18 protein-coding genes and 1 tRNA gene are annotated in these 21,229 nt (G+C 50.8%); 13 read left to right on the forward strand and 6 right to left on the reverse strand.

Annotation, left to right across the window (positions count from 1 at the left end; all coding sequences use genetic code 11):
• The first annotated feature begins 120 nt into the window (after positions 1–120).
• Both alaS and ACWAU0_RS22840 read left to right on the forward strand, forming a co-directional pair.
• Entirely contained in the window at positions 121–2,733 is a 2,613-nt protein-coding gene (gene alaS, locus ACWAU0_RS22835; RefSeq protein ID WP_458139355.1) for an alanine--tRNA ligase, read from the forward strand.
• Between the two features lie 567 nt (positions 2,734–3,300).
• Positions 3,301–4,242, forward strand: a complete 942-nt coding sequence (locus ACWAU0_RS22840; protein WP_445366460.1) for a RexA family antiphage protein — start codon at positions 3,301–3,303, stop codon at positions 4,240–4,242.
• A gap of 360 nt (positions 4,243–4,602) precedes the next feature.
• Here ACWAU0_RS22840 and ACWAU0_RS22845 read toward each other — a convergent pair whose 3' ends face one another.
• Positions 4,603–4,878 carry a hypothetical protein gene (locus tag ACWAU0_RS22845; RefSeq protein WP_458139356.1) on the reverse strand — a complete coding sequence of 92 codons (276 nt, stop codon included), beginning with the start codon at positions 4,876–4,878 and terminating at the stop codon, positions 4,603–4,605.
• 66 nt (positions 4,879–4,944) lie between these two features.
• Here ACWAU0_RS22845 and ACWAU0_RS22850 point away from each other — a divergent pair, with 66 nt between their 5' ends.
• The 10 genes from ACWAU0_RS22850 (at position 4,945) to ACWAU0_RS22895 (ending at position 14,559) form a co-directional block, all read left to right on the forward strand.
• The gene (locus tag ACWAU0_RS22850) at positions 4,945–6,165 is read left to right on the forward strand and encodes an aspartate kinase (protein WP_101051520.1); all 1,221 of its coding nucleotides are present in this window, start codon (positions 4,945–4,947) and stop codon (positions 6,163–6,165) included.
• A gap of 278 nt (positions 6,166–6,443) precedes the next feature.
• The gene (locus ACWAU0_RS22855; RefSeq protein WP_026601374.1) at positions 6,444–6,653 is read left to right on the forward strand and encodes a hypothetical protein; all 210 of its coding nucleotides are present in this window, start codon (positions 6,444–6,446) and stop codon (positions 6,651–6,653) included.
• Between the two features lie 178 nt (positions 6,654–6,831).
• Entirely contained in the window at positions 6,832–7,017 is a 186-nt protein-coding gene (locus ACWAU0_RS22860; RefSeq protein WP_033157280.1) for a heavy metal translocating P-type ATPase metal-binding domain-containing protein, read from the forward strand.
• 63 nt (positions 7,018–7,080) lie between these two features.
• Complete coding sequence (locus ACWAU0_RS22865) at positions 7,081–7,332, forward strand: hypothetical protein (RefSeq protein WP_225587427.1); 252 nt, start codon at positions 7,081–7,083, stop codon at positions 7,330–7,332.
• A gap of 90 nt (positions 7,333–7,422) precedes the next feature.
• Entirely contained in the window at positions 7,423–8,037 is a 615-nt protein-coding gene (locus ACWAU0_RS22870; protein WP_101051521.1) for a hypothetical protein, read from the forward strand.
• Positions 8,038–8,106: 69 nt separating this feature from the next.
• The gene (locus ACWAU0_RS22875; RefSeq protein ID WP_458139357.1) at positions 8,107–10,557 is read left to right on the forward strand and encodes a heavy metal translocating P-type ATPase; all 2,451 of its coding nucleotides are present in this window, start codon (positions 8,107–8,109) and stop codon (positions 10,555–10,557) included.
• Positions 10,558–11,400 carry a sulfite exporter TauE/SafE family protein gene (locus ACWAU0_RS22880; RefSeq protein WP_458139358.1) on the forward strand — a complete coding sequence of 281 codons (843 nt, stop codon included), beginning with the start codon at positions 10,558–10,560 and terminating at the stop codon, positions 11,398–11,400. It abuts the gene before it with no gap.
• A gap of 73 nt (positions 11,401–11,473) precedes the next feature.
• A tRNA-Thr gene (locus ACWAU0_RS22885) sits at positions 11,474–11,549 on the forward strand.
• A gap of 696 nt (positions 11,550–12,245) precedes the next feature.
• Positions 12,246–13,688, forward strand: a complete 1,443-nt coding sequence (locus tag ACWAU0_RS22890; protein ID WP_458139359.1) for an alkaline phosphatase PhoX — start codon at positions 12,246–12,248, stop codon at positions 13,686–13,688.
• A 145-nt stretch (positions 13,689–13,833) separates the two neighbouring features.
• A complete protein-coding gene (locus tag ACWAU0_RS22895; protein ID WP_033157294.1) occupies positions 13,834–14,559 on the forward strand; it encodes a PEP-CTERM sorting domain-containing protein in 726 nt (241 codons plus the stop codon).
• A 185-nt stretch (positions 14,560–14,744) separates the two neighbouring features.
• Here ACWAU0_RS22895 and purM read toward each other — a convergent pair whose 3' ends face one another.
• On the reverse strand, positions 14,745–15,788 hold the full coding sequence (gene purM, locus ACWAU0_RS22900) for a phosphoribosylformylglycinamidine cyclo-ligase (protein WP_458139360.1): 1,044 nt from the start codon (positions 15,786–15,788) through the stop codon (positions 14,745–14,747).
• 96 nt (positions 15,789–15,884) lie between these two features.
• Between purM and ACWAU0_RS22905 the strand changes: the two genes are divergently transcribed.
• Positions 15,885–16,700 carry a DUF2066 domain-containing protein gene (locus tag ACWAU0_RS22905; RefSeq protein ID WP_225893054.1) on the forward strand — a complete coding sequence of 272 codons (816 nt, stop codon included), beginning with the start codon at positions 15,885–15,887 and terminating at the stop codon, positions 16,698–16,700.
• Here the strand turns inward: ACWAU0_RS22905 and ACWAU0_RS22910 are convergent.
• The 4 genes from ACWAU0_RS22910 to glnL form a co-directional block, all read right to left on the reverse strand.
• A complete protein-coding gene (locus ACWAU0_RS22910; protein WP_458139361.1) occupies positions 16,686–17,186 on the reverse strand; it encodes a hypothetical protein in 501 nt (166 codons plus the stop codon). The two genes, ACWAU0_RS22905 and ACWAU0_RS22910, sit on opposite strands and share 15 nt — an antisense overlap.
• A 25-nt stretch (positions 17,187–17,211) precedes the next feature.
• Positions 17,212–18,579 carry a P-loop NTPase family protein gene (locus ACWAU0_RS22915; RefSeq protein WP_458139362.1) on the reverse strand — a complete coding sequence of 456 codons (1,368 nt, stop codon included), beginning with the start codon at positions 18,577–18,579 and terminating at the stop codon, positions 17,212–17,214.
• A 170-nt stretch (positions 18,580–18,749) separates the two neighbouring features.
• On the reverse strand, positions 18,750–20,171 hold the full coding sequence (ntrC, locus tag ACWAU0_RS22920; protein ID WP_458139363.1) for a nitrogen regulation protein NR(I): 1,422 nt from the start codon (positions 20,169–20,171) through the stop codon (positions 18,750–18,752).
• On the reverse strand, positions 20,158–21,213 hold the full coding sequence (glnL, locus tag ACWAU0_RS22925) for a nitrogen regulation protein NR(II) (RefSeq protein WP_033157300.1): 1,056 nt from the start codon (positions 21,211–21,213) through the stop codon (positions 20,158–20,160). Before glnL ends, ntrC begins: the two co-directional genes overlap by 14 nt.
• Between the last annotated feature and the right edge of the window lie 16 nt (positions 21,214–21,229).

A 21,229-nucleotide genomic window follows, 5' to 3' on the forward strand; every position in this document is an offset into this window, starting at 1 on the left:
CGCGGAGCCCGTAGGATGTGCTGAACGAAGTGAAGCGCATCGATCGCGATTGATGCAGCTCTGGCATCGGCACATGCTTACAAACAACTTGTTAAAACGAAAAACATTGAAGTAACCACAATGAAAAAAATGACTAGCGCCGAATTGCGGGCCGCCTTTTTGGAATTCTTTCGCCAACACGGCCACGCCGTGCGTCCCTCCAGTTCGCTGGTGCCGGGTAATGATCCGACCTTGTTGTTTACCAACGCCGGGATGGTGCAATTCAAAGACGTATTCCTGGGGCGGGAAAAGCTCGATTTCACCCGTGCCGCCACCAGCCAACGCTGCGTGCGGGCCGGCGGCAAGCATAACGATTTGGAAAATGTCGGTTATACCGCGCGCCACCATACCTTTTTCGAGATGCTCGGTAATTTCAGTTTCGGCGATTATTTCAAGCGCGATGCGATTCATTTTGCCTGGGACTTCCTGACCAAGGAGTTGGGCATTCCCAAGGAAAGGCTATGGGTCACAGTATTTGATGAAGATTCCGAAGCCGAAGCAATCTGGCTGGAAGACGTCAAGCACGATCCGAAACGCTTCTCGCGGATCGGCGCCAAGGACAATTTCTGGTCGATGGGCGATGTCGGTCCTTGCGGTCCCTGTACCGAAATTTTCTACGATCACGGCGAACATGTCGCCGGTGGGCCTCCAGGCAGTCCGGACGAAGACGGTGATCGCTACATCGAAATCTGGAACTTGGTGTTCATGCAATATGATCGAGACAAGGACGGCAACCTGACGCCGCTACCCGCGCCTTCAGTAGATACGGGTATGGGCCTGGAACGTATTTCGGCGGTGATGCAGGGCGTGCACAGCAACTACGAAATCGACCTGTTCCAAAACCTGTTAAAAGTCGCCGCGCAACTAGCCGGCACCGACGATTTAGCGAATAGCTCGTTGCGGGTCATCGCCGATCACATTCGTTCCTGCGCCTTCATGGTCGCTGACGGCGTTTTGCCGTCCAACGAAGGTCGCGGTTACGTGTTGCGCCGAATTATCCGCCGGGCGATTCGTCACGGTTACCGCTTGGGTATTCAGGATACCTTCTTCTACAAACTGGTCGCGCCGCTAGTGGCGGAAATGGGGGCGGCTTATCCAGAACTGGCGAATGCCCAGGAACAAGTCGAGCGGATACTGAAAAAAGAAGAAGAGCGCTTCGCGGAAACCCTCGAACAAGGCATGAAAATTTTGGAAGCCTGCGTCGCCAAAATGGACGGCCATGTCATCCCTGGCGATGTAGTGTTCTTGCTGTACGACACTTACGGCTTCCCGGTGGATTTGACCGCCGACTTCGCCCGCGAGCACAAACTGAGTGTCGACCACGCCGGATTTGAAGTGGAAATGGCCGCTCAGCGTGACCGGGCTCGCGCCGGCGGTACGTTTGCCGCTGATTACGATCAAGACATCAAACACGACAGCAGTACCGAATTTACCGGTTATTTTCATCTGGACGGTTCCGTGCAAATCCTGGGCTTATTCAAGCAAGGCCAGCCGGTCGATGCGTTGGAGGCCGGCGACGAAGGTGTGGTGATTCTGGATCAAACCCCATTTTATGCCGAGTCAGGCGGCCAAGTCGGCGATACCGGCCGAATCGAATCCGGCGATGCGGTTTTCGAGGTTCACGATACCCAAAAGCAGGGCGGTAAATTGTTCCTGCACAAAGGTAAAGTGTTGCGCGGCACGCTCAGCGAAGGCCAAGCTTGCGAAGTCAGCGTCGATGCCGAAATCCGCAAAGCGACCGAACGCAATCACTCGGCGACGCACTTATTGCATGCCGCGCTGCGGGCGACCTTGGGCGAGCATGTTCAGCAAAAAGGCTCGCAGGTCAATTCCGAGCGCTTACGTTTCGACTTTTCGCATTTCGAACCGATGACGCCAGCGGAACTTGCTACCGTCGAACGCTTGGTCAACGAACAGATTCGTTTAAACAACGCGGTTGCCGCCGAAATCATGGCCAAGGACGATGCGGTGAAAGCCGGCGCGATGGCCTTGTTCGGCGAGAAATACGGCGACGAAGTACGGGTATTGACGATGGGCGATTTTTCCACCGAATTGTGCGGTGGTACCCACGTGCAACGTACCGGCGACATCGGCTTGTTCAAAATCATCGGCGAAACCGGTGTCGCGGCCGGCGTGAGACGTCTGGAAGCCGTGACCGGTCAAGGTGCCCTGGATTGGATCGACCAGCGCGAAAAAGCCTTGCTCAGCATCGCCGGTTTATTGAAAGCAGCACCGGACAAAGCCGCCGACAAAGTCCATCAACTGATGGAAAAAACCCGCGGGCTGGAAAAAGAACTGGAAAAACTCAAAGCCAAACTGGCTAGCTCGGCAGGCGATGAAATGACCAGCAAGGCTGTCGATGTCAACGGCGTGAAAGTCTTGGCGGTGAAACTGGACGACGTCGATCCGAAAGCTCTACGCGATTTGGCAGACCAGTTGAAAAATAAGCTCGGCAGCGCTGCGCTAGTTTTGGCGGCGGTCAGCGGCGATAAAGTCAGTCTGATCGCCAGCGTGTCCAAGGATGCGATGGACAAGGTCAAAGCCGGCGAATTGGTGAATTTTGTCGCTACTCAAGTGGGTGGCAAAGGCGGTGGTAGGCCGGATATGGCGCAGGCTGGTGGTAACGATCCAGCCGGCTTGCCGGCGGCGTTGGCGGCGGTGCCGGAGTGGGTGAGGGAACGTTTGGCTGGTTAATTTCGGAGAAGGCTATGACAAATGCAGAAACTAGGTCTCCGAATTGGCATAGGGCGATTCTAAAACAGAGGATGGACTTGCTTAAGTCAAATCAAGCTGAGTTGCTTACTTTGCAACAATTACGCGGCCTATTGAAAGCTGCCAATACCGAAGATGTTCGGGATCGCAACGATAGGGTTTGTAGGCTTGAATTAGGCCGATAGGCATTTCTGACGGTGATGTGTCGCTATCGCGACGGATTGTTTTGAAGTCGGTTCTCGGACCGACGACCGAGATACTTTCTTTTGCGTCGCCAAAAGAAAGTATCCAAAGAAAAGGCGACCCGGATGCCGCTTATTCCCTGCGCTCCTCGCTTTTGGCGGGGGTTGCCGAAAGGGGCTTCCTGCCCCTTCGTCAACGCGATGCATCCCTGCATCGCCCCTGCGGGCTGTTCCCGTCAAAAGCTCCGGTGCTCGGCGCGGCATACGGGATAAAGCCCGCCCCAACCTATGAAGCGGCATTCAGCACGGGTAAACAAAAACTGTCATAGATAAGCGGTTATTTAACTTTTAGGATAAAAAAGCAGACATGAAACTGAGCTATTATGGATATGTTTTTACTGAGGTAAAAACTGGCGTTAAATACAGAATGCCTATTAAGAACTTCATTCAAGCCTTTTGTCAGTTTAAAGATCCAAATTATAAAAACAAATTTACACATAATGGAGAACATATCTTTTTGTTGCATGGGCCTGGTGACTTGTATTTGTTTATCCAGACTCGAAGCAAAGAAGTTATCAAAAAGATAAATTCGCAAGATACTAGTGTGGGTGAAATTTATGATGTACTTGATAAGGATGAGATGCTCGGTTTTGCATCTTACGTTTTTGTCATGGATAGCTACCTTGGATTTGCTTCTACAACGATGGCGCCACGTCTTGCATCGTTTGGTAATTTCATAAATGACGTTTTGTCGTCGATAGGAATTACGGAATATCAATTTAACTTAATACCATTTCTTCACCAAGCCACGAAAGCAGAAGCTATGTCTATGCCTTTTATTGGGAAATCGACGATTCAGATAAATAAATCGAATGATTTTTTTGATGATATCGCCAATTACCTTGGAGGTAGCGCTGATGAGTTTGAAGATGTTGATAGTTTAGAAATTGTGATCAAACCTAAAGCTAGAAAGGATATCGGAAAAGCTGTCAAAAAAATGATGGCAAGAATTCCTGATGAAGGTCTTGAGAAGCTTGTTGTTCGCGCAAAAGATGATCTTCACCCATCCTTGATTGATTTATATCTGGCTGGCAATGGGATAGTAGCAGACAATATCAACACGCGGGATGAGAGAGAAATTGCTACAAAGATTAGGGAGAAAATTACCAACAATTCAGTTCTCAAAAAGAAGGTGATCGAACATGAGCAGGATGAAGCGATCAAGCAAGGTAATGTTGAATCTATTTCTAAGTTTTGCGATGCTGGTTCCTGGTCCAGTGCTTTATCTGATCTACAAGAAAACGACTGAGCTTCACTGGATTTCTCCTTGGTTGTTATCCGAAAACAAGAAAGATCTGGCTAATATGATTGCTGGTTTTTCTTACACAATGCTTGGTTTTCTAGCGACTGTAATTACTATTTTATTTGTTTTCACGAAATCGCCTAATTTTGAGGCTTATAAAAGAAATGGATACCTCGATACGTTTTTCTTTACCTATTATTTTTCGATAATTTGTTTATTAATCACTGCTTCGTTATCGGTTTACGGATTTTCTCCAAATAGCAATTCTTTGCCGTTCTATTTGTTACTTATGTCTTTTATAAATAACTTGGTGCAAATTTTTCTTGTTACATTTGTCATATGTAACATCGCTAGGAAATCGGCTGATTAACGCGAAAGAAATATTATAGGTTTTTCAATAAATGCCTGGATGGTTTTTGCCCCGTATGCCGCGCCGAGCACCGGAGCTTTTGGCGGGATCAGCCCGTAGGGGCGATGCAGGGATGCATCGCGTTGACGAAGGGGCAGGAAGCCCCTTTCGTCAACCCCCGTCAAAAGCGAGGAGCGGAGGAAATAAGCGGCATCCGGGTCGCCTTTTCTTTGGATACTTTCTTTTGGCGACGCAAAAGAAAGTATCTCGGCCGTCGGTCCGAGAACCGACATTAAAATACCCGTCGCGATAGCGACACAACTATAAAAGCCTAACAGCCGAGAAAGGTCTAAAAAAGCATGGCATTGTACGTCTATAAATTTGGCGGCACTTCCGTTGGTACGGTGGAACGTATCAAGGCGGTCGCCGAGAAAGTCAAAACAGCCCGCGATGCGGGCGATCAGATTGTGGTGGTGGTGTCCGCGATGAGCGGCGAAACCAATCGCCTCGTGGCCTTGGCGAAAGAGTTGCAGCCGCAGCCGACCGACCGGGAGTTGGACGTGTTGCTGTCCACAGGCGAGCAAGTCACCATCGCTTTGCTATCGATGGCCTTGCACCAAATCGGTTGCGAGGCGCGATCCTATACCGGCGCGCAAGTGCGGATTCTCACCGATAGCGCGCACACCAAGGCGCGGATTCGGGAAATCGACGAAGCCAATATGCGTGCCGACTTGGACGCTGGTCGAGTGGTGGTGGTGGCCGGATTTCAGGGCGTGGACGAGCATGGCAACATCACGACGCTTGGCCGTGGCGGCTCGGATACTACCGGTGTGGCATTAGCTGCGGCTTTGAAGGCCGATGAGTGTCATATCTACACAGATGTGGACGGTGTGTATACGACCGACCCGCGCGTGGTGCCGAAAGCCCGCCGCCTGGATCGCATCACGTTTGAAGAAATGCTGGAAATGGCCAGCCTCGGCTCCAAAGTGTTGCAAATCCGCTCGGTCGAGTTCGCCGGCAAATACAATGTCAAATTGCGCGTGTTGTCTTCGTTTATGGAAGGCAACGGCACCCTAATTACCTACGAGGAATCAGAAATGGAAAGAGCGTTAATTTCAGGCATCGCGTTTAACCGGGACGAGGCCAAGCTGACCTTGACCGGCGTGCCTGATCTGCCGGGCGTGGCGTCGAAAATCTTGGGACCGATCGCCGCCGAGAATATCGAGGTGGACATGATCGTGCAGAACATCTCCGCGCATGGCACCACGGATTTTACCTTTACCGTCAACCGCAACGATTTCGCCCGCGCGCAGAAAGTGTTGGACGGTTTGCGCGCCGACCTGGGCGGCAATACCACGGTGATTGGCGATAACAGTATCGTCAAAGTGTCGATTGTCGGCGTTGGTATGCGTTCGCATGCCGGTATTGCCAGCACGATGTTTAAAGTGCTGGCCGACGAGGGTATCAATATCCAAATGATCTCGACATCCGAAATCAAAATTTCCGTGGTGGTCGACGAGAAGTACCTGGAACTGGCGGTGCGTGCGTTACACAAAGCGTTTGGTCTCGATCAGGAGTAGTTCCGGCACTCTAATGTTTGCTCGTTGCGAGCGCTAGAGAGTCAATATATCCCCAGTTTTTTGTATCGTATTCAGATACAAGGCTGGGGATTTTTTTTGAATGTCCTTTGCAAAAACTATGTTAAATAACTTAAAAATAACGAGGCATTTCCCTGATTTTTTCTGGTTTTTTACAAGGCATTTACTTTTAGTCAATATAATCAAACGATTATATTTTGGCATTCTTTATGCTGTTTAGCTCCGGTGGATTTTAAATTTATTCTGCGTGAGGTATCTAAATGGCTCAAGAATTAATTGTTGTAAATCAAGAAGTCGTGGCACAGCAAATCAATACTGCCGGCTTGGTGCTGGGGGCAGGTTTGGCGGTGGCGTCGATGATTTTGGTGCCAGCTTTGGCGATGCGCCTTGGTTTGAGCGCGAGTTTGACTGGCGCACTGAGAATTGCTTTGATGAAGGCATCCAGTCGAGCGGCGCACGGCAAACGATGATCGCAGTCGCTACCTCAGCGGATGTATTGATTGGTCAGCTTCAGAGTGATCGATCATTTCCTGCTTGCGCTGGCCTTGTCAGCGTATGATTTTGTTTTCGCTCGTGCCGTGTTTACCAAGGTTATTTAGGCGCTATAATCCGCGCATGTGCACAGGTAATAAGTGAGTTCGTGTAACAATGGATGATAATAAGAAAAGCTGCGATCTTTGCGGGCTAGCTGTTGAAGTGGAAGGGTTTAGATTAAAAACCCTGCAAGGCGACAAGCGCTTTTGCTGCGAGGGCTGCAAGGGAATCTATCAAATGTTGCACGAGGCACAGGTTTTACCTGAAGACGCCGACGATTCAACCCAGCCCCAGTCTTAACCAGCAACGAGGATGCATATGGCACATGTTCACAACCCAAAGAAGAGCTCGAACGATTCATCCATGACTAAGCAGGTGGTGGCTGGTACACTAGCCACTGCAACTGTAAACACTGGAGGAAAATTGATGACTAAATTAGCGAAACACCCTCTATTGGTGTTCGGTGCAGGCATGGTGGCGGGCTATTTTGTGTACAAATACAGAAAGGAAATTATTTCCAGCGCCACAAAAACGATTGATGCCGGCAAGGATTTTGTATTGCATCAAAAAGAAAACCTCGAAGACATCGTTGCCGAAGCGAAAGAAGGCAACTAATCCCGTTCGATTCTTGGACATTTGGCTGTAACTTGAAACGGGTGGTCGTTGCCATGGCAGGACCGCCCGTTTTACTTTTCCCTGTTGACTATGGCTATCCAAAAAGAATTTGTACTACGTTACCGCCATGACGGTCATGTGCGTTTTCAGGTGCCCGCGCAAGCTTGTCAACCGACTGCGGCGAACTTAATCAGCACCAAGCTTGCCGCAATTAATGGCGTCCAATCAGTGAACCTTTATCGCGGGCAGGGCAAATTATCAATCCGATACGATGGGGCTGTCTGTGGCTTTACCAGTTTGGCGGCACAGCTGTTTCAAATTCTTGCCGAGCTGGAACAGCAAGGTTATTTCGACAGTAAGCCGCTAGCGGAGAAGGCTAAAAAGTCTGTTCTCGGCATTAAAAAGCGCTTGAAAGGCACCCGGATTGGTGGCTGGTTCAGTGATAAATATCAAGCCGGCAAGGAAACGGTACAGGCGGCCAAAATTATCGGCAAAGTCAGTACCAAAGGCCCGAAAGCCCTGTTTAAAGATCCCGAAAAAGCTACGATAGATTTCTTGAATGATGTGCTGGTCTTGTACTTAATAAAAACCCACTGGACCCGCATCACGCAGGAGTGGCTGGTCAAACCCATCGTGCATCGTTACGAGTGGATGGCGGTGTTTTATATGTTTTTCTTATTAGTACGTTCGCGCCGGCCCAAGTAGAGATTGTCAACGCCCATCCTATGATTTCCATAGGATGGGCTCGCTAGTCCATCAAATCCTCAGTCGCCCATGGAAACCGATACTCTAAATTACGCGCATTTTTCCGTTCGACATCAGCTAAAAAATCGGATTCGGATCATTACGCCGGTGTTGCTTAACGACCCGGAGCGTGGCTATATCCTGGAAATCCTGCTGAAAAAGCGCCCGGAAATTAAAAGTGTGCGCTCGGTGTTTGAAATTGGTTCGGTAGTCATCGAATTCGATTCTAATCGTCTGCCGGCGAAAAATTTGCTGATTATGTTGGACGCGGTGTTGGGCAATATCGCGTTAAAGCAGACTGAGTTAAAAAAAGACAAGAAAAAAGCCTTCGACGGGCCGTTGCAAGAAGTTGATTTGGCCGTGCAAGGCATGAGTTGCGCGTCCTGCGCGTTGTTGATCGAAATGGTGTTAAACCGCGACGAACGGGTTAAAAAAGCCGGCGTCAATTTTGCCACTGAAACCGTTACGGTGCAGGGCCAGATTAGCAAAGCCGAGGTGATCGATAAAATCGAAAAACTGGGATATAGCGCCATGCCCATCGATACGCTGTCGCAGCGGAAGAAGCTCATCGAAAAGGAGTTGCAACGAATTGACGTAGCCCGGCGTCGATTTGTATGGGCAGGGCTGTTAACCACTCCGGTGGTGACGATAGCCATGACGATGGGCGGCCGCTCCTGGATGCATTGGTTGCAGTTTGCGCTGACCACGCAAGTCGTATTCGGCACAGGCTGGCAATTTTTCAGCAAGGCGTATCGGCTGGCCAAACAACGCGCGGCCAACATGGATAGCTTGATCGCGCTGGGCGTGGGTTCCGCTTACGGCTACAGTATTCCCTCGCTGTTCCGGCGGCGCGGGCATGTGTATTTCGAAGCTGCCGCCGCTATCATCACCTTTGTGTTACTGGGCCGTTATTTGGAAGAACGGGCCAGAGGCAAGGCCGGCGAAGCGATCCGCAAGTTGGTGGATTTGCAACCGCAAACAGCAACCTTGTTGATGAGCGACGGTAGCGAGCGCAGCGTCGATGTAGACGAAATCAAGATCAATGACGTGATGCTGGTCCGGCCGGGTGAAAAAATTCCCACCGATGGCGTGGTGATTGTCGGCCTTTCCACCGTCGATGAAGCAATGATTACCGGCGAAAGCATGCCGGTGGTGAAAAGTGTCGGCCAAACCGTGATCGGCGGTTGTGTCAACGGCAATGGCGTATTGCATGTCAAGGCCACGGCGGTAGGCATGGATACGGTGCTGGCGGGCATTGTGCATATGGTCGATCAAGCCCAGGCCGCTAAGTTACCGATTCAAAAGCAGGTCGATAAAATCTCGGCGGTGTTTGTGCCGGCGGTGATGGCTATTTCCGGCGCGACGCTGGTGGGATGGCTGCTGGCCGGCGCGCCGTTCGCGTTTGCTTTCGGCAATGCCATCACCGTTTTGTTGATCGCTTGCCCATGCGCGTTGGGTCTAGCAACACCAGCGGCAATCATGGTCGGCACGGGTCAAGCTGCTAAGCAGGGGGTGTATATCCGCAATGGCGAAAGTCTGGAAATCGCCAGTAAATTGAACGCCATCGTGTTCGATAAGACCGGCACCATCACCGAAGGTAAACCTCGGGTGAGCAAGGTTTATAAAATATCCCGCCTGGCTGAAAACAAACTAGTCATGTTGGCGGCTTCCGCCGAGAACAACTCCGAGCATTTTCTCGGCAAAGCCGTGGTGGCCTATGCCCGCGACGCGGGTGTCGAGTTACAGGATTGCGCCTATTTTTATAGCGAAACCGGTCACGGTATTCGCGCCGAGGTGGACGGTTATAAATTGTTACTGGGCAACCGGGCTTGGCTGGAGAATCAGCAAGTTGATGTAAGTCGCTTAGTGGAGCAGGCCGATAATTTTGCTGATCAAGGGCAAACTCCGGTTTACATGGCGATCAACGGCAAGGAAGCGGCCATATTCGCGATTGCCGATAATCCGCGCCCGGAAGCCGCCGCCGCTATTGCGCGGCTGCACGACTTGGGTATTAAAACCATGATGGTCACTGGCGATACCGAAAAAACCGCTTATTGCATCGCGGATACGGTCGGCATCGCGGATGTAGTCGCTAATGCCAAGCCCGAGCAAAAGCTGCAAATCATTCGTCAGTTGCAGGATGAAGGGCATAATGTCGGCATGATAGGTGATGGCATCAATGATGCGCCGGCGCTGGCCGCGGCCAATGTTGGCTTTGCAGTAGGCAGCGGCACGGACATTGCCATCGAATCAGCGGATCTAACGTTGGTGCAAGGTGATATAGGCAAAGTCACCGCTACTATCGAACTGAGCGCATTTACCATCCGTGTCATTAAGCAAAACCTATTCTGGGCGTTCGGTTACAACACCATAGCGATTCCGGTGGCGGCGCTGGGCAAACTCAATCCGATGATCGCCTCCGCGGCGATGGCTTTGAGCTCGGTGTCTGTCATCGTCAACTCACTTCGATTGAACAAATAAATGGAACACAATATGGAAGGTATGGATCATGCCATGCACGGCATGACCGAAATGGCTGCGGCCACGGGATTCGATTATTCCCTGGCTTTTGTGGCCGGATTTTTAGGCAGCGGGCATTGTCTGGGGATGTGCGGCGCGTTGGTGTCCGGTTACTTCATGCGGGCCGGGAAAAGCCGCACCTATCTACCGTATGTTGCATATCAGGCCGCTCGCATTTCCGTGTATACCATGATCGGTGTATTGGCTGCTTCTTTGGGCGTGGTACTGGTGTCCAGCGGTTTGTTCGGCAAAATCCAAAGTATCTTGCAAATGTTGATGGGCGCGGTCGTCATTGTGCTGGCGCTGGGCGTATTGGGCTGGATACCTTGGCAAGGCTCGATACGCTTGATTCCCATGCAAGTGTTGCGCAAAGGCTATGCTGCGGCGAATCAAAAAGGGCCGCTGCTAGGTTCGGTTATCGCGGGTCTCTTGAATGGTTTGATGCCCTGTATGTTGACGTTTGCGATGGCTGTGAAAGCCACCACGGCTGCTACCTTGCTTGAGGGGGGCGCGTTGATGTTGGCATTTGGTGCAGGGACTTTACCGATGATGCTGTTTATCAGCGTCGCCTTCGGCAAAATGAGTGTGAAATTACGCGGTTTAATGCTGAAGGCGGCGGCGTTCATCATGTTGTTGATGGGGGCCAATACCATTAACAACGGTTTGAGTTTTTACAAAGATCAAAACTTCAACCACAGTCATTTTCTGGTGTTTGTGCAGGATAAACTTGATGAATTAATTGTTTTTCTGCACGAAACTCTCAATTACATCGGCAGCATGCTGAGCAGTATTCAAGGTGTGTGATTGCAATTAGGCGAGTTGACCGAACTTAGTGCTGGAAAAGTTCGAAATTACAGGTATAATGCGCGAATGAATTGCTGGTGTAGCTCAGTTGGTAGAGCAGCTGATTTGTAATCAGCCGGTCGCGGGTTCGAGTCCCATCGCCAGCTCCATATATATCAAAGGCTTAGGTGTTTTTCACCTAGGCCTTTTTTATTGCTTGTACAAAATACCGTCCAAAATCGTTTGTGTAATCGGTAAAACCCCTGGTGACAAATTTTCACCCGGTTCTTAAGTTCCTTGTCACCGATAGGGACTGCCGTTAAATCTCCCTTTCCTCCGAAACGTGCGTGCGGTTTTCTGTGCGCAGTTCTCCAGTTGATGCTTTTCTCATGTTGGGTGTCTTTCAGTGTTACTGAAGCAATTCTGTATTCCGGAAATATTTGATGATGTGCCGTTCTGCACATGCCAATTCGCTGAGGTTTCTTGAGCAAAACAGAGAAAATAAGCAGTTTTCGTCCATTCGGACTTATTTTAGGGACAGGACTGCAATATCCGCTCTTGAGCGTCTTGTAGCCTAATCGCCATGCTGAGTCCCTGATGGGCACGACGTTTGTCGCCAGACATCGTCGGGGATTCAAATTCTTCTGGGTTGAAGGGCAGGAGTGGCTGCCAGTGGGAGTAGATAAGGTGATTTTAGTCGCAACAGAATGGGTACTAGCGGCGTATTACATGTCACGAAAACTTAACAGAACTGCAACTTTAATTTCTTGAGCGCTGGTTAACATTCTTTCTGCAAATTCTGTGAGGCAGATTTTTGCGGAAGACCAAAAACAATTAACCGACTTTGCTTTAGGAATGACTTTTTTATGAAAGCTTTTAAATTAACTCTGATTGCCGCAGCTGTTACCGCTGTCGTTTCACCTTTGACTGCGCAAGCGGCTTCTACCGAATTCGACAATTTTACGCCGATGACAGGCAACACGGTTCCTGTTAGCCCAGGTTCAGCGACACCTTATAAATTGTCTTCGCCCAACTTTACTCAACAAACCATCGCCGACCGTAAGACCCAAAACACCTTGGTGCCAGGTTCCAACTCAGGTAGCTGGGACATGATAGCCGCCAACGAAACCGGTCCTGACGCCGGTCGTTATTTGTTCATGCCGTTCGAAACCGGTTCCGCGGGCGTGCAACGTATCGATCTTTGGAATAACGACTACAACTCGCGCACCACCACTATCGTGGCGCCAGGTACGCAAGGTTTTGTTTCCGGCGATGCTTCTTTGTGGACACCATGGGGCGGCTATTTGACGGCTGAAGAATCTTGGGGTGCAGGTAGCAGTAAGGGTCGTTTGTTTGAAGTGACCAATGCCACCAGTGCGGCGGCGAATGGCGGCACATTTATCCAACGTTCCATTCTGCCGCGCGTTTCTCACGAAGGTTTGGCGTTCGACAAAAACAACAACTTGTATTTTGTCGATGAATTGAACGGTGGTTCTGTATACAAATACGTATCGGCCAATCCATTTGCCACTAGCGGCGACAGCTTTTTTGCCGCTGGGCAAACATTTGCTTTAAAAGTCGGTGCAGGAGCCCAGTTTGAAGGCACTACCGGTGCTGCTATCACCGGTGCATCAACATGGGAAGCTATTACCGATGTCAACGGTGGCGTTTTAGCCGGTATTTCCGCACAGCTTAGCGACGGCACGATCGACGGCCGCGTCAGCGCCGATAATGCCGCTGTAAAAGGCACAGGTTTTAATCGCCCTGAAGACATGGAAATTCAAAACTTGGCTAACGGTAACCAGTTTTTGTACTTCACGACTACCGATTCAGACACCGACGGCAACCAAGGCACCGGCCGTAGCCGCGTTTATTCTATTGATCTTGGCACTAGCGAAGTCAAACTGTTTGCCGACAGCAACACCATCGATTTGGCGACTGGTTTGGCGGCAGGCGGTGAATTCAAAAATGCCGATAACTTGGCTATTGATGCTGAAGGCAATATCTACATCGTTGAAGATCAAGATGGTGGTGTGGAAGATGTATGGTTTGCCAAGGATGCAGATCGTGACGGGGTTGCCGAGTCTCTCTCCAAATGGATCAGTTTGACTACTCAAGGTGCTGAAAGCACCGGTTTGTATTTCGACAAATTCAATCCAAACAAAGCGTATATCAACGTGCAGCATCCAGCTGATGGCATTGATCGCACCATTGAGTTGACTGCTGCGCCAGTACCGGTACCTGGGGCGGTTTGGTTGTTCGGTTCAGCAATTGCCGGCATGATCGGCCTGCGCCGCCGTGAAGCCTGATTGCTTAAGGGGCAGGGCGTGTTCCCAAATTGATTGATCGAAAGCCCGACTTTATGTCGGGCTTTTTTGTGATGGATAGTCTTCCGGGCCCGATAAGCAGTCCGGAAATGTCTTCTTGACCACCAATAATTAAGAGAATCCAAACATGAACAAAAAAATGATGATGGCTAGCGCGCTAGTGGTTCTATCTGTAAGCGCCGGCGCGGAAGCGGCTGTAATTACGCAATGGAATTTCAACTCGAATCCTGCTGATTCAGCCACCGGTACCGGCACAGGCGCCCCTAGCATCGGTAGCGGCTCGGCTTCGCTGGTAGGAGGCACCACAGCAACTTTTGCTAGCGGCGATGCGAGTGGCGGTTCATCCGACCCGGCGATAGGCGATGACAGTGGTTGGAATACCACCAGTTATGCGGCTCAAGGTGCCGGCAATAAAACCCGCGGTACGCGGTATCTGGTTAGCACGGTGGGTTTCAATAACATTCAGGTTAGTTACGACTTACGCCACAGCAATACGTCTTCTAAATATGAGCAAGTGCAATACACTACGGACGGTAGTACCTGGACTGATTTTGCCTTGTTTAGCGGCGCAGCAGGCGATACTTGGTTCAACGGCCGTTCAGTCGATTTCAGCAGTATCGCCGGGGTAGCCAACAATGCTAATTTCGGCTTTCGTGTCTTAGCGGCATTCGCGCCTTCAACAAGCGCATACGCGGCATCTTCTCCAACCGGTACTTATGGTTCTACCGGCACCTGGCGTTTTGATATGGTAACGGTATCAGGCACTGCGTTAGCAGCCGTACCAGTCCCTGGCGCAGTTTGGTTGTTCGGTTCCGCATTGTTAGGTTTTTTGGGCGTTCGCCGCAAAGCTTAATCACCGTAGTTCAAGATATTGGCAATTTCTTTAGGAATGGCGACATGAGGTGGCTTGCTTCAAAGCCGTTGGCAACTCACTGATCAGGAAATGACCTTCTTGGTGTTGAATTGATCGCAGATGAAACTGAAGATCTTTTAACGCCATGCCTGTGGATTTCAGGCATGGCGGAGATATTTTCAGAGTCAGGAGTAGATTACGTGTGGTTTGCCGTCGCCGAGGACTATGTCGCCGATGCTGAAGGCGGTTTCGCCTTGCTGTGCCAATATTTCCAAGGTAGCGGCTTCGTCTTCTGCCGCGACGCAGACTATCATGCCGATGCCGCAGTTGAAGGTAACCAGCATGTCGGCTAATTCGACATTGCCTTGTTCTTGCAGCCAGGCAAAAATCTCCGGCAATTGCCAGGCGGATAGCTGAACGCTCGCGTTCAAACCATCGGGCAGCACACGCGGCAGATTTTCGGTGATGCCGCCGCCGGTGATATGGGCCATTGCGTGTACCGGTACGGTCTTCAGCAATTCCAGCAAGGGTTTGACGTAGATGCGGGTCGGGGTCAGCAGGGTTTCGCCTAGTGGTTTGCCGTTGACATTGTCGGACCAACCCAGACCACTACGGGCGACGATTTTGCGAATCAAGGAATAGCCGTTGGAATGCGGGCCGGACGAGGCCAGGGCGATCAGTTTGTCGCCGGCTTTGACTTGGCTGCCGTCGATGATGCGATCTTTTTCGACGATGCCGACGCAAAAGCCTGCCAAGTCGTAATCGCCATCGGCATACATGCCGGGCATTTCCGCCGTTTCACCACCAACCAAAGCCGCGCCGGATTGCTCGCAGCCTTTGCCTATGCCTTCGATGACGCTGGCGGCGGTATCGACTTCCAGTTTGCCGGTGGCGAAATAATCCAGGAAAAACAGCGGTTCAGCGCCCTGGACGATGATGTCGTTCACGCACATCGCTACCAGGTCGATGCCGACGCTGTTGTGGATGTTTAAATCCAAAGCCAGTTTCAATTTGGTGCCGACGCCGTCGGTGCCGGAGACCAATACCGGCTGTTTATAGCGATCCAGCGGTAATTCGAACAGCGAACCGAAGCCGCCTAAACCGGCCATGACGCCCGCATTACGGGTTTTGGCCGCGATGGGTTTGATGCGTTCGACTAAAGCGTTGCCGGCTTCAATATCGACGCCCGCGCTTTTATAATTCAGGCGGTCTTGTTGTTGTTCGCTCAATGTCAGTCTCTCGTTAAAGTTAAGGTTGAAACGGGCGATATTGTACTATAGTTCCCATTAATGCACTGTCAGGGTAGGCTTGTGGTCAAGGTTTTTATGAAGGGTAAATCGGGGTTTTTCAGCCTATGTATGTGGGGATTGTTGTGCAATTGCCCAATAGCGGAGGCTGTCGAAGTAAAAGGTTTGTATGAGATTGAACTGATCGCCAACAGTCAATCCGCAGAGGATAGGACGCAAGCAATCAAGCAGGCCATGTATGCCGTTTTGAGTCGGGTCTTGGTGTCTGAGGATATTTCCAAAATTCCGGTAGTGCAGCAGGCGTTGTCCAGTGCGCAGAACTATGTCAAGCAATCGCAATTTTCCTTGATTTCCGCCGATGAACTGCCTGATACCGACGCGCGCTTGCTTAGAGTGCAGTTTGATGAAGATCAATTGATGGAAGTCATGCGCAAAAGCCAGGTAGGTATCTGGAGTGAAATCCGGCCCGAAACTTTGGTGTGGCTGGTTGTCGATGACGAAGAGGGTAGACGGTTTTACAACGCTGACAGCATGCCGGAGTTGGAAAGTGCATTGGCGTTTGCGTCGAAAATTAAAGGCGTACCGATGATATTTCCGATGCTGGATTTGGAGGAACAGCAAAAAATTTCACTAAGCGAAGTGCTGGGAGCTGATTCCCGCAATTTGTTGGCAGTATCCGCTCGCTACGAAGTGACCTCCGTGATGGCGGGTCGCATCGCCAAAAAAGGCGATTGCTGGCAGGGCGAATGGGCGTTTTATTTCGATGGCAAGATCAAGCAATGGAGCGGGGCTTGTTTACCTTTGAAAGCGGCAGCGGTTGCGGGCGTGCAAGGCGCCTATGATGTGCTGTCGAATTATTACGGCGTTAAACCGGAGTCCTCAGCCGCCCACTAAGCTGTAGATGCCGTAGGCCCCGCCGTAAGTGGTTAGAAAATAGAATAAAGACACCACCAAACTGGCCGGAGTATTAACCTGCAATACGTCTTTAAATATCCGCGCAATAATCGCCATGTCCCACATGAAAAACAACGCCAAGGTTGCATAGCTGGGTGTATCTTCGGCTACGGTCACCCAAAATACGATAGGAATCAGAAAGATCGCGACGACATTTTCACAAAACAAAATAGCCGACGCGACTTGTATGAAGGTGTTAAAAGTTCTATTCAGCAGTAAAACCAGCGCGATAAAGCCCAGGGTTAGCAAGGTCTCCAGCAGCACTTCGAAGATCGAATCAATGTCATCCGACATGTTGAATTGAATAAAAAACACCGCGATAAAATAAAAAAGCGCATTGTTTTTAAAAAAGCGCGTCGATCTGGGCAGATCCAATACCGAGACATTGAACCAGCACAGCGGGAAATAATGTCTGAAAATTTCCATCACGACTCACGCTCACGCTACTTAATCAGTTTTCCTCTGAGTCGGCATAAGAATACGCGTCGTATTGGCTGCGATATTCCGGTTGCTGACCGTGGCTGAACTGGTCGTTCAATGCTTGTACCAGATCTTTGGTTTGTTCTATGAGACCGTTCAGTTTTTTGCGGTTTTTCTTGTTTTTACCGACGGGGTCGGTGATGGGCATTAAAATTCGCCAGAAACTCAGGCTTTTTTCAAACAAACCCGCCAAGTCTTCACTGAGATTCAATTGTTTCTGCCGCTTGTGCAAGTGCTTGATCAGGAATTTGGCATGCACGCGGCTGACGATTATATGTAGCGGCGTCAATAAGGCAATCAGTGTCGCGAGGATGGCCGGGCCGATAATCGGGTCGATCAGTAGTTCGAGTATCCCCACCGCAATTTCCGCAAATAACATCAGCATTACGATAAAGCCCAGCACAATGAGCGTGGAGGCGTTGCATCTGTCCTTCCAGGTGGTTAACGCTTCTTCCACTTCTTGGAAAATGGTGTCATCGATTGCGCGGATGCTGTTTTCCAGCGTGCCGAGTATGCGGTACGAGCGGTCATTATAAATGTTGTTGAAGCGCTGATCGAACAGCGAGGTATCGCCCGATTGCGATAACACGATGAATTGGCCGGTGTGGATACCCAGTTCGGCCAGGCGGCGTTGCCAGGACGCGGCGATTTCCTGGCTTTTCAGCGCATCGATAGTTATTTCCGAATGGTCGATCACGAAAATGAATTTATTGGCATCCTGGTGAGCAACGATCTCTGCCAGGGTGTCCTTGATCAAATCGGCATCGGCCTCGAACAAGTCATTAAATACCAATACCAAATCGGAGATGCCTATCACGTATTTTCGCAACAGGCCGGAGACTGGATTTTCCGCAGCGGGATTGAATACCGGGGTGTCAATCAACAGCTTGTTTTTTAATTTGCCGCTATTGACCGTGACCAGTTCCAGATAACCGTTGAGTTTGCTGCCTTCGCCGTTGGCGACCAAATCGATTTGACGGCTGATTTGATAGAAAGGTAAACGGTGGTCGGCGTCCAGTGCGGTACCGGGCAGCGTCGCGGTATTGGTTTGTGGCGTATATTGCAGTACGGTGAATTTATGGCGGGCGGTGTGTAGTTGCACGCCCAGGTAACGATTAACAAAGTCTGATTTGGCGGGCGAATAACCGCCCAGCGTGCTGACGATGGGCCACCAACTTGTCTTGCGTGCGGTGGTCTCGTCGTTATCGATCAACCCCAGTTCAAACTCGATTTCATCCAGGTCCTGGAATATCTTGGCGGTTTTTTGCAAAACCGGATCGTTCGCCGCGAACTGCCGTTCAAGATTGCTCAGGTGTTTACTTACCGTTTTATCCGCCATTAGATATGAACCTTCTCTGCTTGTTATTGAGGTTAATCAGACGGCGGGAGTATACACCGATGGCATTTAAACGGATAAAAAACCTGCCGGTTTTTGCCGGTCAAAATGCCCCGGCAAACGGCTGTCGCAAATACCAAGCTGCGCCGGAAATGGCGGCTTTCCGGCCGCGCTTATTCTCTAATATCCAGCTCCTTGATTTTTCGGGTCAAGGTATTACGGCCATAGCCCAGCAACAGTGCCGCTTCGTGTTTGCGGCCATGCGTATGATTCAACGCGGCCTCGATCAACAGGGTTTCCAAGGTAGGGATAGCCTGTTTGGCGATGTCCACTTTGCCGGTCGTTAATTGCTGCTTGACCCAGTTTTTAAACTGGCTCTCCCAATCTCCCGGTGTCGTTTCGCCGGATGCGGAATCGCCGGTATTGTGGGTCAGTTCCGGCGGTAAATCTTCCAGATGAATTTCCCGGCCCGAGGCCATCACCGTCAGCCAGCGGCAGATATTCTCCAATTGCCGCACGTTGCCTGGCCACCTCAAGCCGCTTAAAAATGCCTCGGTTTCCGGTTTTAACAGTTTGATTTCGGTATTCAGTTCCTTCGCGCTTTGATAGAGATAATGCCGCATCAACAAGCCTATATCCTGCCGGCGTTCGCGCAACGGTGGGATATGAATTCGAATCACGTTCAGGCGGTGAAACAAATCTTCGCGAAACCGGCCTTGCGCCACCAACGCTTCCAGATCCTGGTGGGTGGCGGCAATGATCCGCACGTTGACTCGCACTGAGGTATGCGCGCCCACCGGATAAAACTCGTTATCTGCCAGCACCCGCAGCAAGCGGGTTTGCAATTCGGCGGGCATGTCGCCGATTTCGTCCAGAAACAGCGTGCCGTTATTGGCTTGCTCAAACCGACCGATGCGCCGGGCTTGGGCGCCGGTAAACGCGCCTTTTTCGTGGCCGAACAGTTCCGATTCCATCAAGTCTTTGGGGATGGCCGCCATATTCAAGGCAATAAACGGCTGGTCGGCGCGTGGACTATGGCGATGCAGGGCTTTGGCGACCAGTTCTTTGCCGGTACCCGATTCGCCATTAATCAACACGGTGATGTGCGAGCGGGCCAGACGGCCTATTGCCCGAAACACTTCCTGCATGGCCGGCGCTTCACCGATGATCTCCGGGGTTTCCTCGACGGTAGGCGGGGCTTGCACAAGGTCGCTTTGCCGCTGTTTGCTGTGCGCGCAGGCGCGTTGTACGGTTTCGACCACTTCGGTGACGTCAAAGGGTTTGGGCAGGTATTCGAAAGCGCCGCCGTGAAATGCCGACACCGCGCTTTCCAGATCGGAATGCGCGGTCATCACGATCACCGGTAAATCCGGATAACTGTTTTGAATATTGCGCAGTAACTCGAAGCCGTCCATGCCCGGCATGCGAATATCGGTGATCAGCACTTGTGGTAGGCCGCCGGGTAACGATTTCAGCAACTCGTTGGCGCTGGCGAAGCTTTGGGTATGCACGCCGGCTTTTTGCAAGGCTTTTTCAAGTACCCAGCGGATGGATTTGTCATCATCGACAATCCAGACCTTGTCAGGTATTTGCATGATTCGTCTCCAAAGGTAGGTAGATGGAAAATACGGTATTGCCCGGCTCGCTTTCGCATTCGATCAAGCCGTTATGCTGGTTGATCAAAGATTGAGCAATCGACAGGCCAAGTCCGGTACCCTCGGCGCGGCCGGTGATCATCGGATAAAAAATCTGTCCCATCAGCTCGGGTTTGATACCCGGGCCGTTATCGATAATGTCGATTTTGACGGTCAGCTTGTAGCGTTTGCGGCCTATAGTCATATGCCGCTGCACCCGGGTTTTTATCGTAATCACGCCATGGTTTTGCACGGCTTGTACGGCGTTGCGGACGATATTGAGTATGGCCTGGATCAGCTGGTTTTTGTCGGCGAAAATCTCCGGGATGCTCGGATCGTAATTGGTCTGCAGCATAATGCCGTGGGCGGCCTCCACCGTAACCAGATGCCGGACCCGTTCCAATACCTCGTGAATATTGAGCTGGCTTTTATGCGCGGGTTTGTTGGGGCCGAGCATTTTGTCCATCAGATCCTGCAAGCGGTCCGATTCGGCGATAATGATTTGCGTATATTCCTTTAATTCAGGATCTTGCAATTCCAGGTCCAACAATTGTGCTGCGCCGCGCAAACCACCTAGCGGGTTCTTGATTTCATGCGCCAGGCCGCGCACCAGCATGCGGCTGGTGTTTTGCTGGGCCAGCAACTGTTCTTCTTTGGTGATCCGCAAATGCCGGTCTACCTGTTGCAGTTCGATCAGGATTTCGCTTAATTTCCCATCCTCGAGCAAGGGCGTGGCGCTGAGGTTAACCGTAATCGATTGGCTGAGCCGTTCTAGGATTAATTCTCTATCGACCAGCGGCTCGAGCAAATACAAGCGGGGTAATAAATCGTTAAATAGCGTGTTGTGCGCGGTTTTGAACAGTTTGTGCGCCGTTTGGCCGAGCAAATGCTTGGCGCTGTCGGCAAGCAGCATTTCGCCGGCGGGATTGATATAGGTCAGGCGCAAGTCCTTGTCGAACAGCAGGATTGCTTCGTTTAAATGATCCAGTATCTTTTTGTGCACGGGTTAATTTAAGTGT

This window comes from Methylomonas sp. Uni0009 (assembly GCF_054188105.3).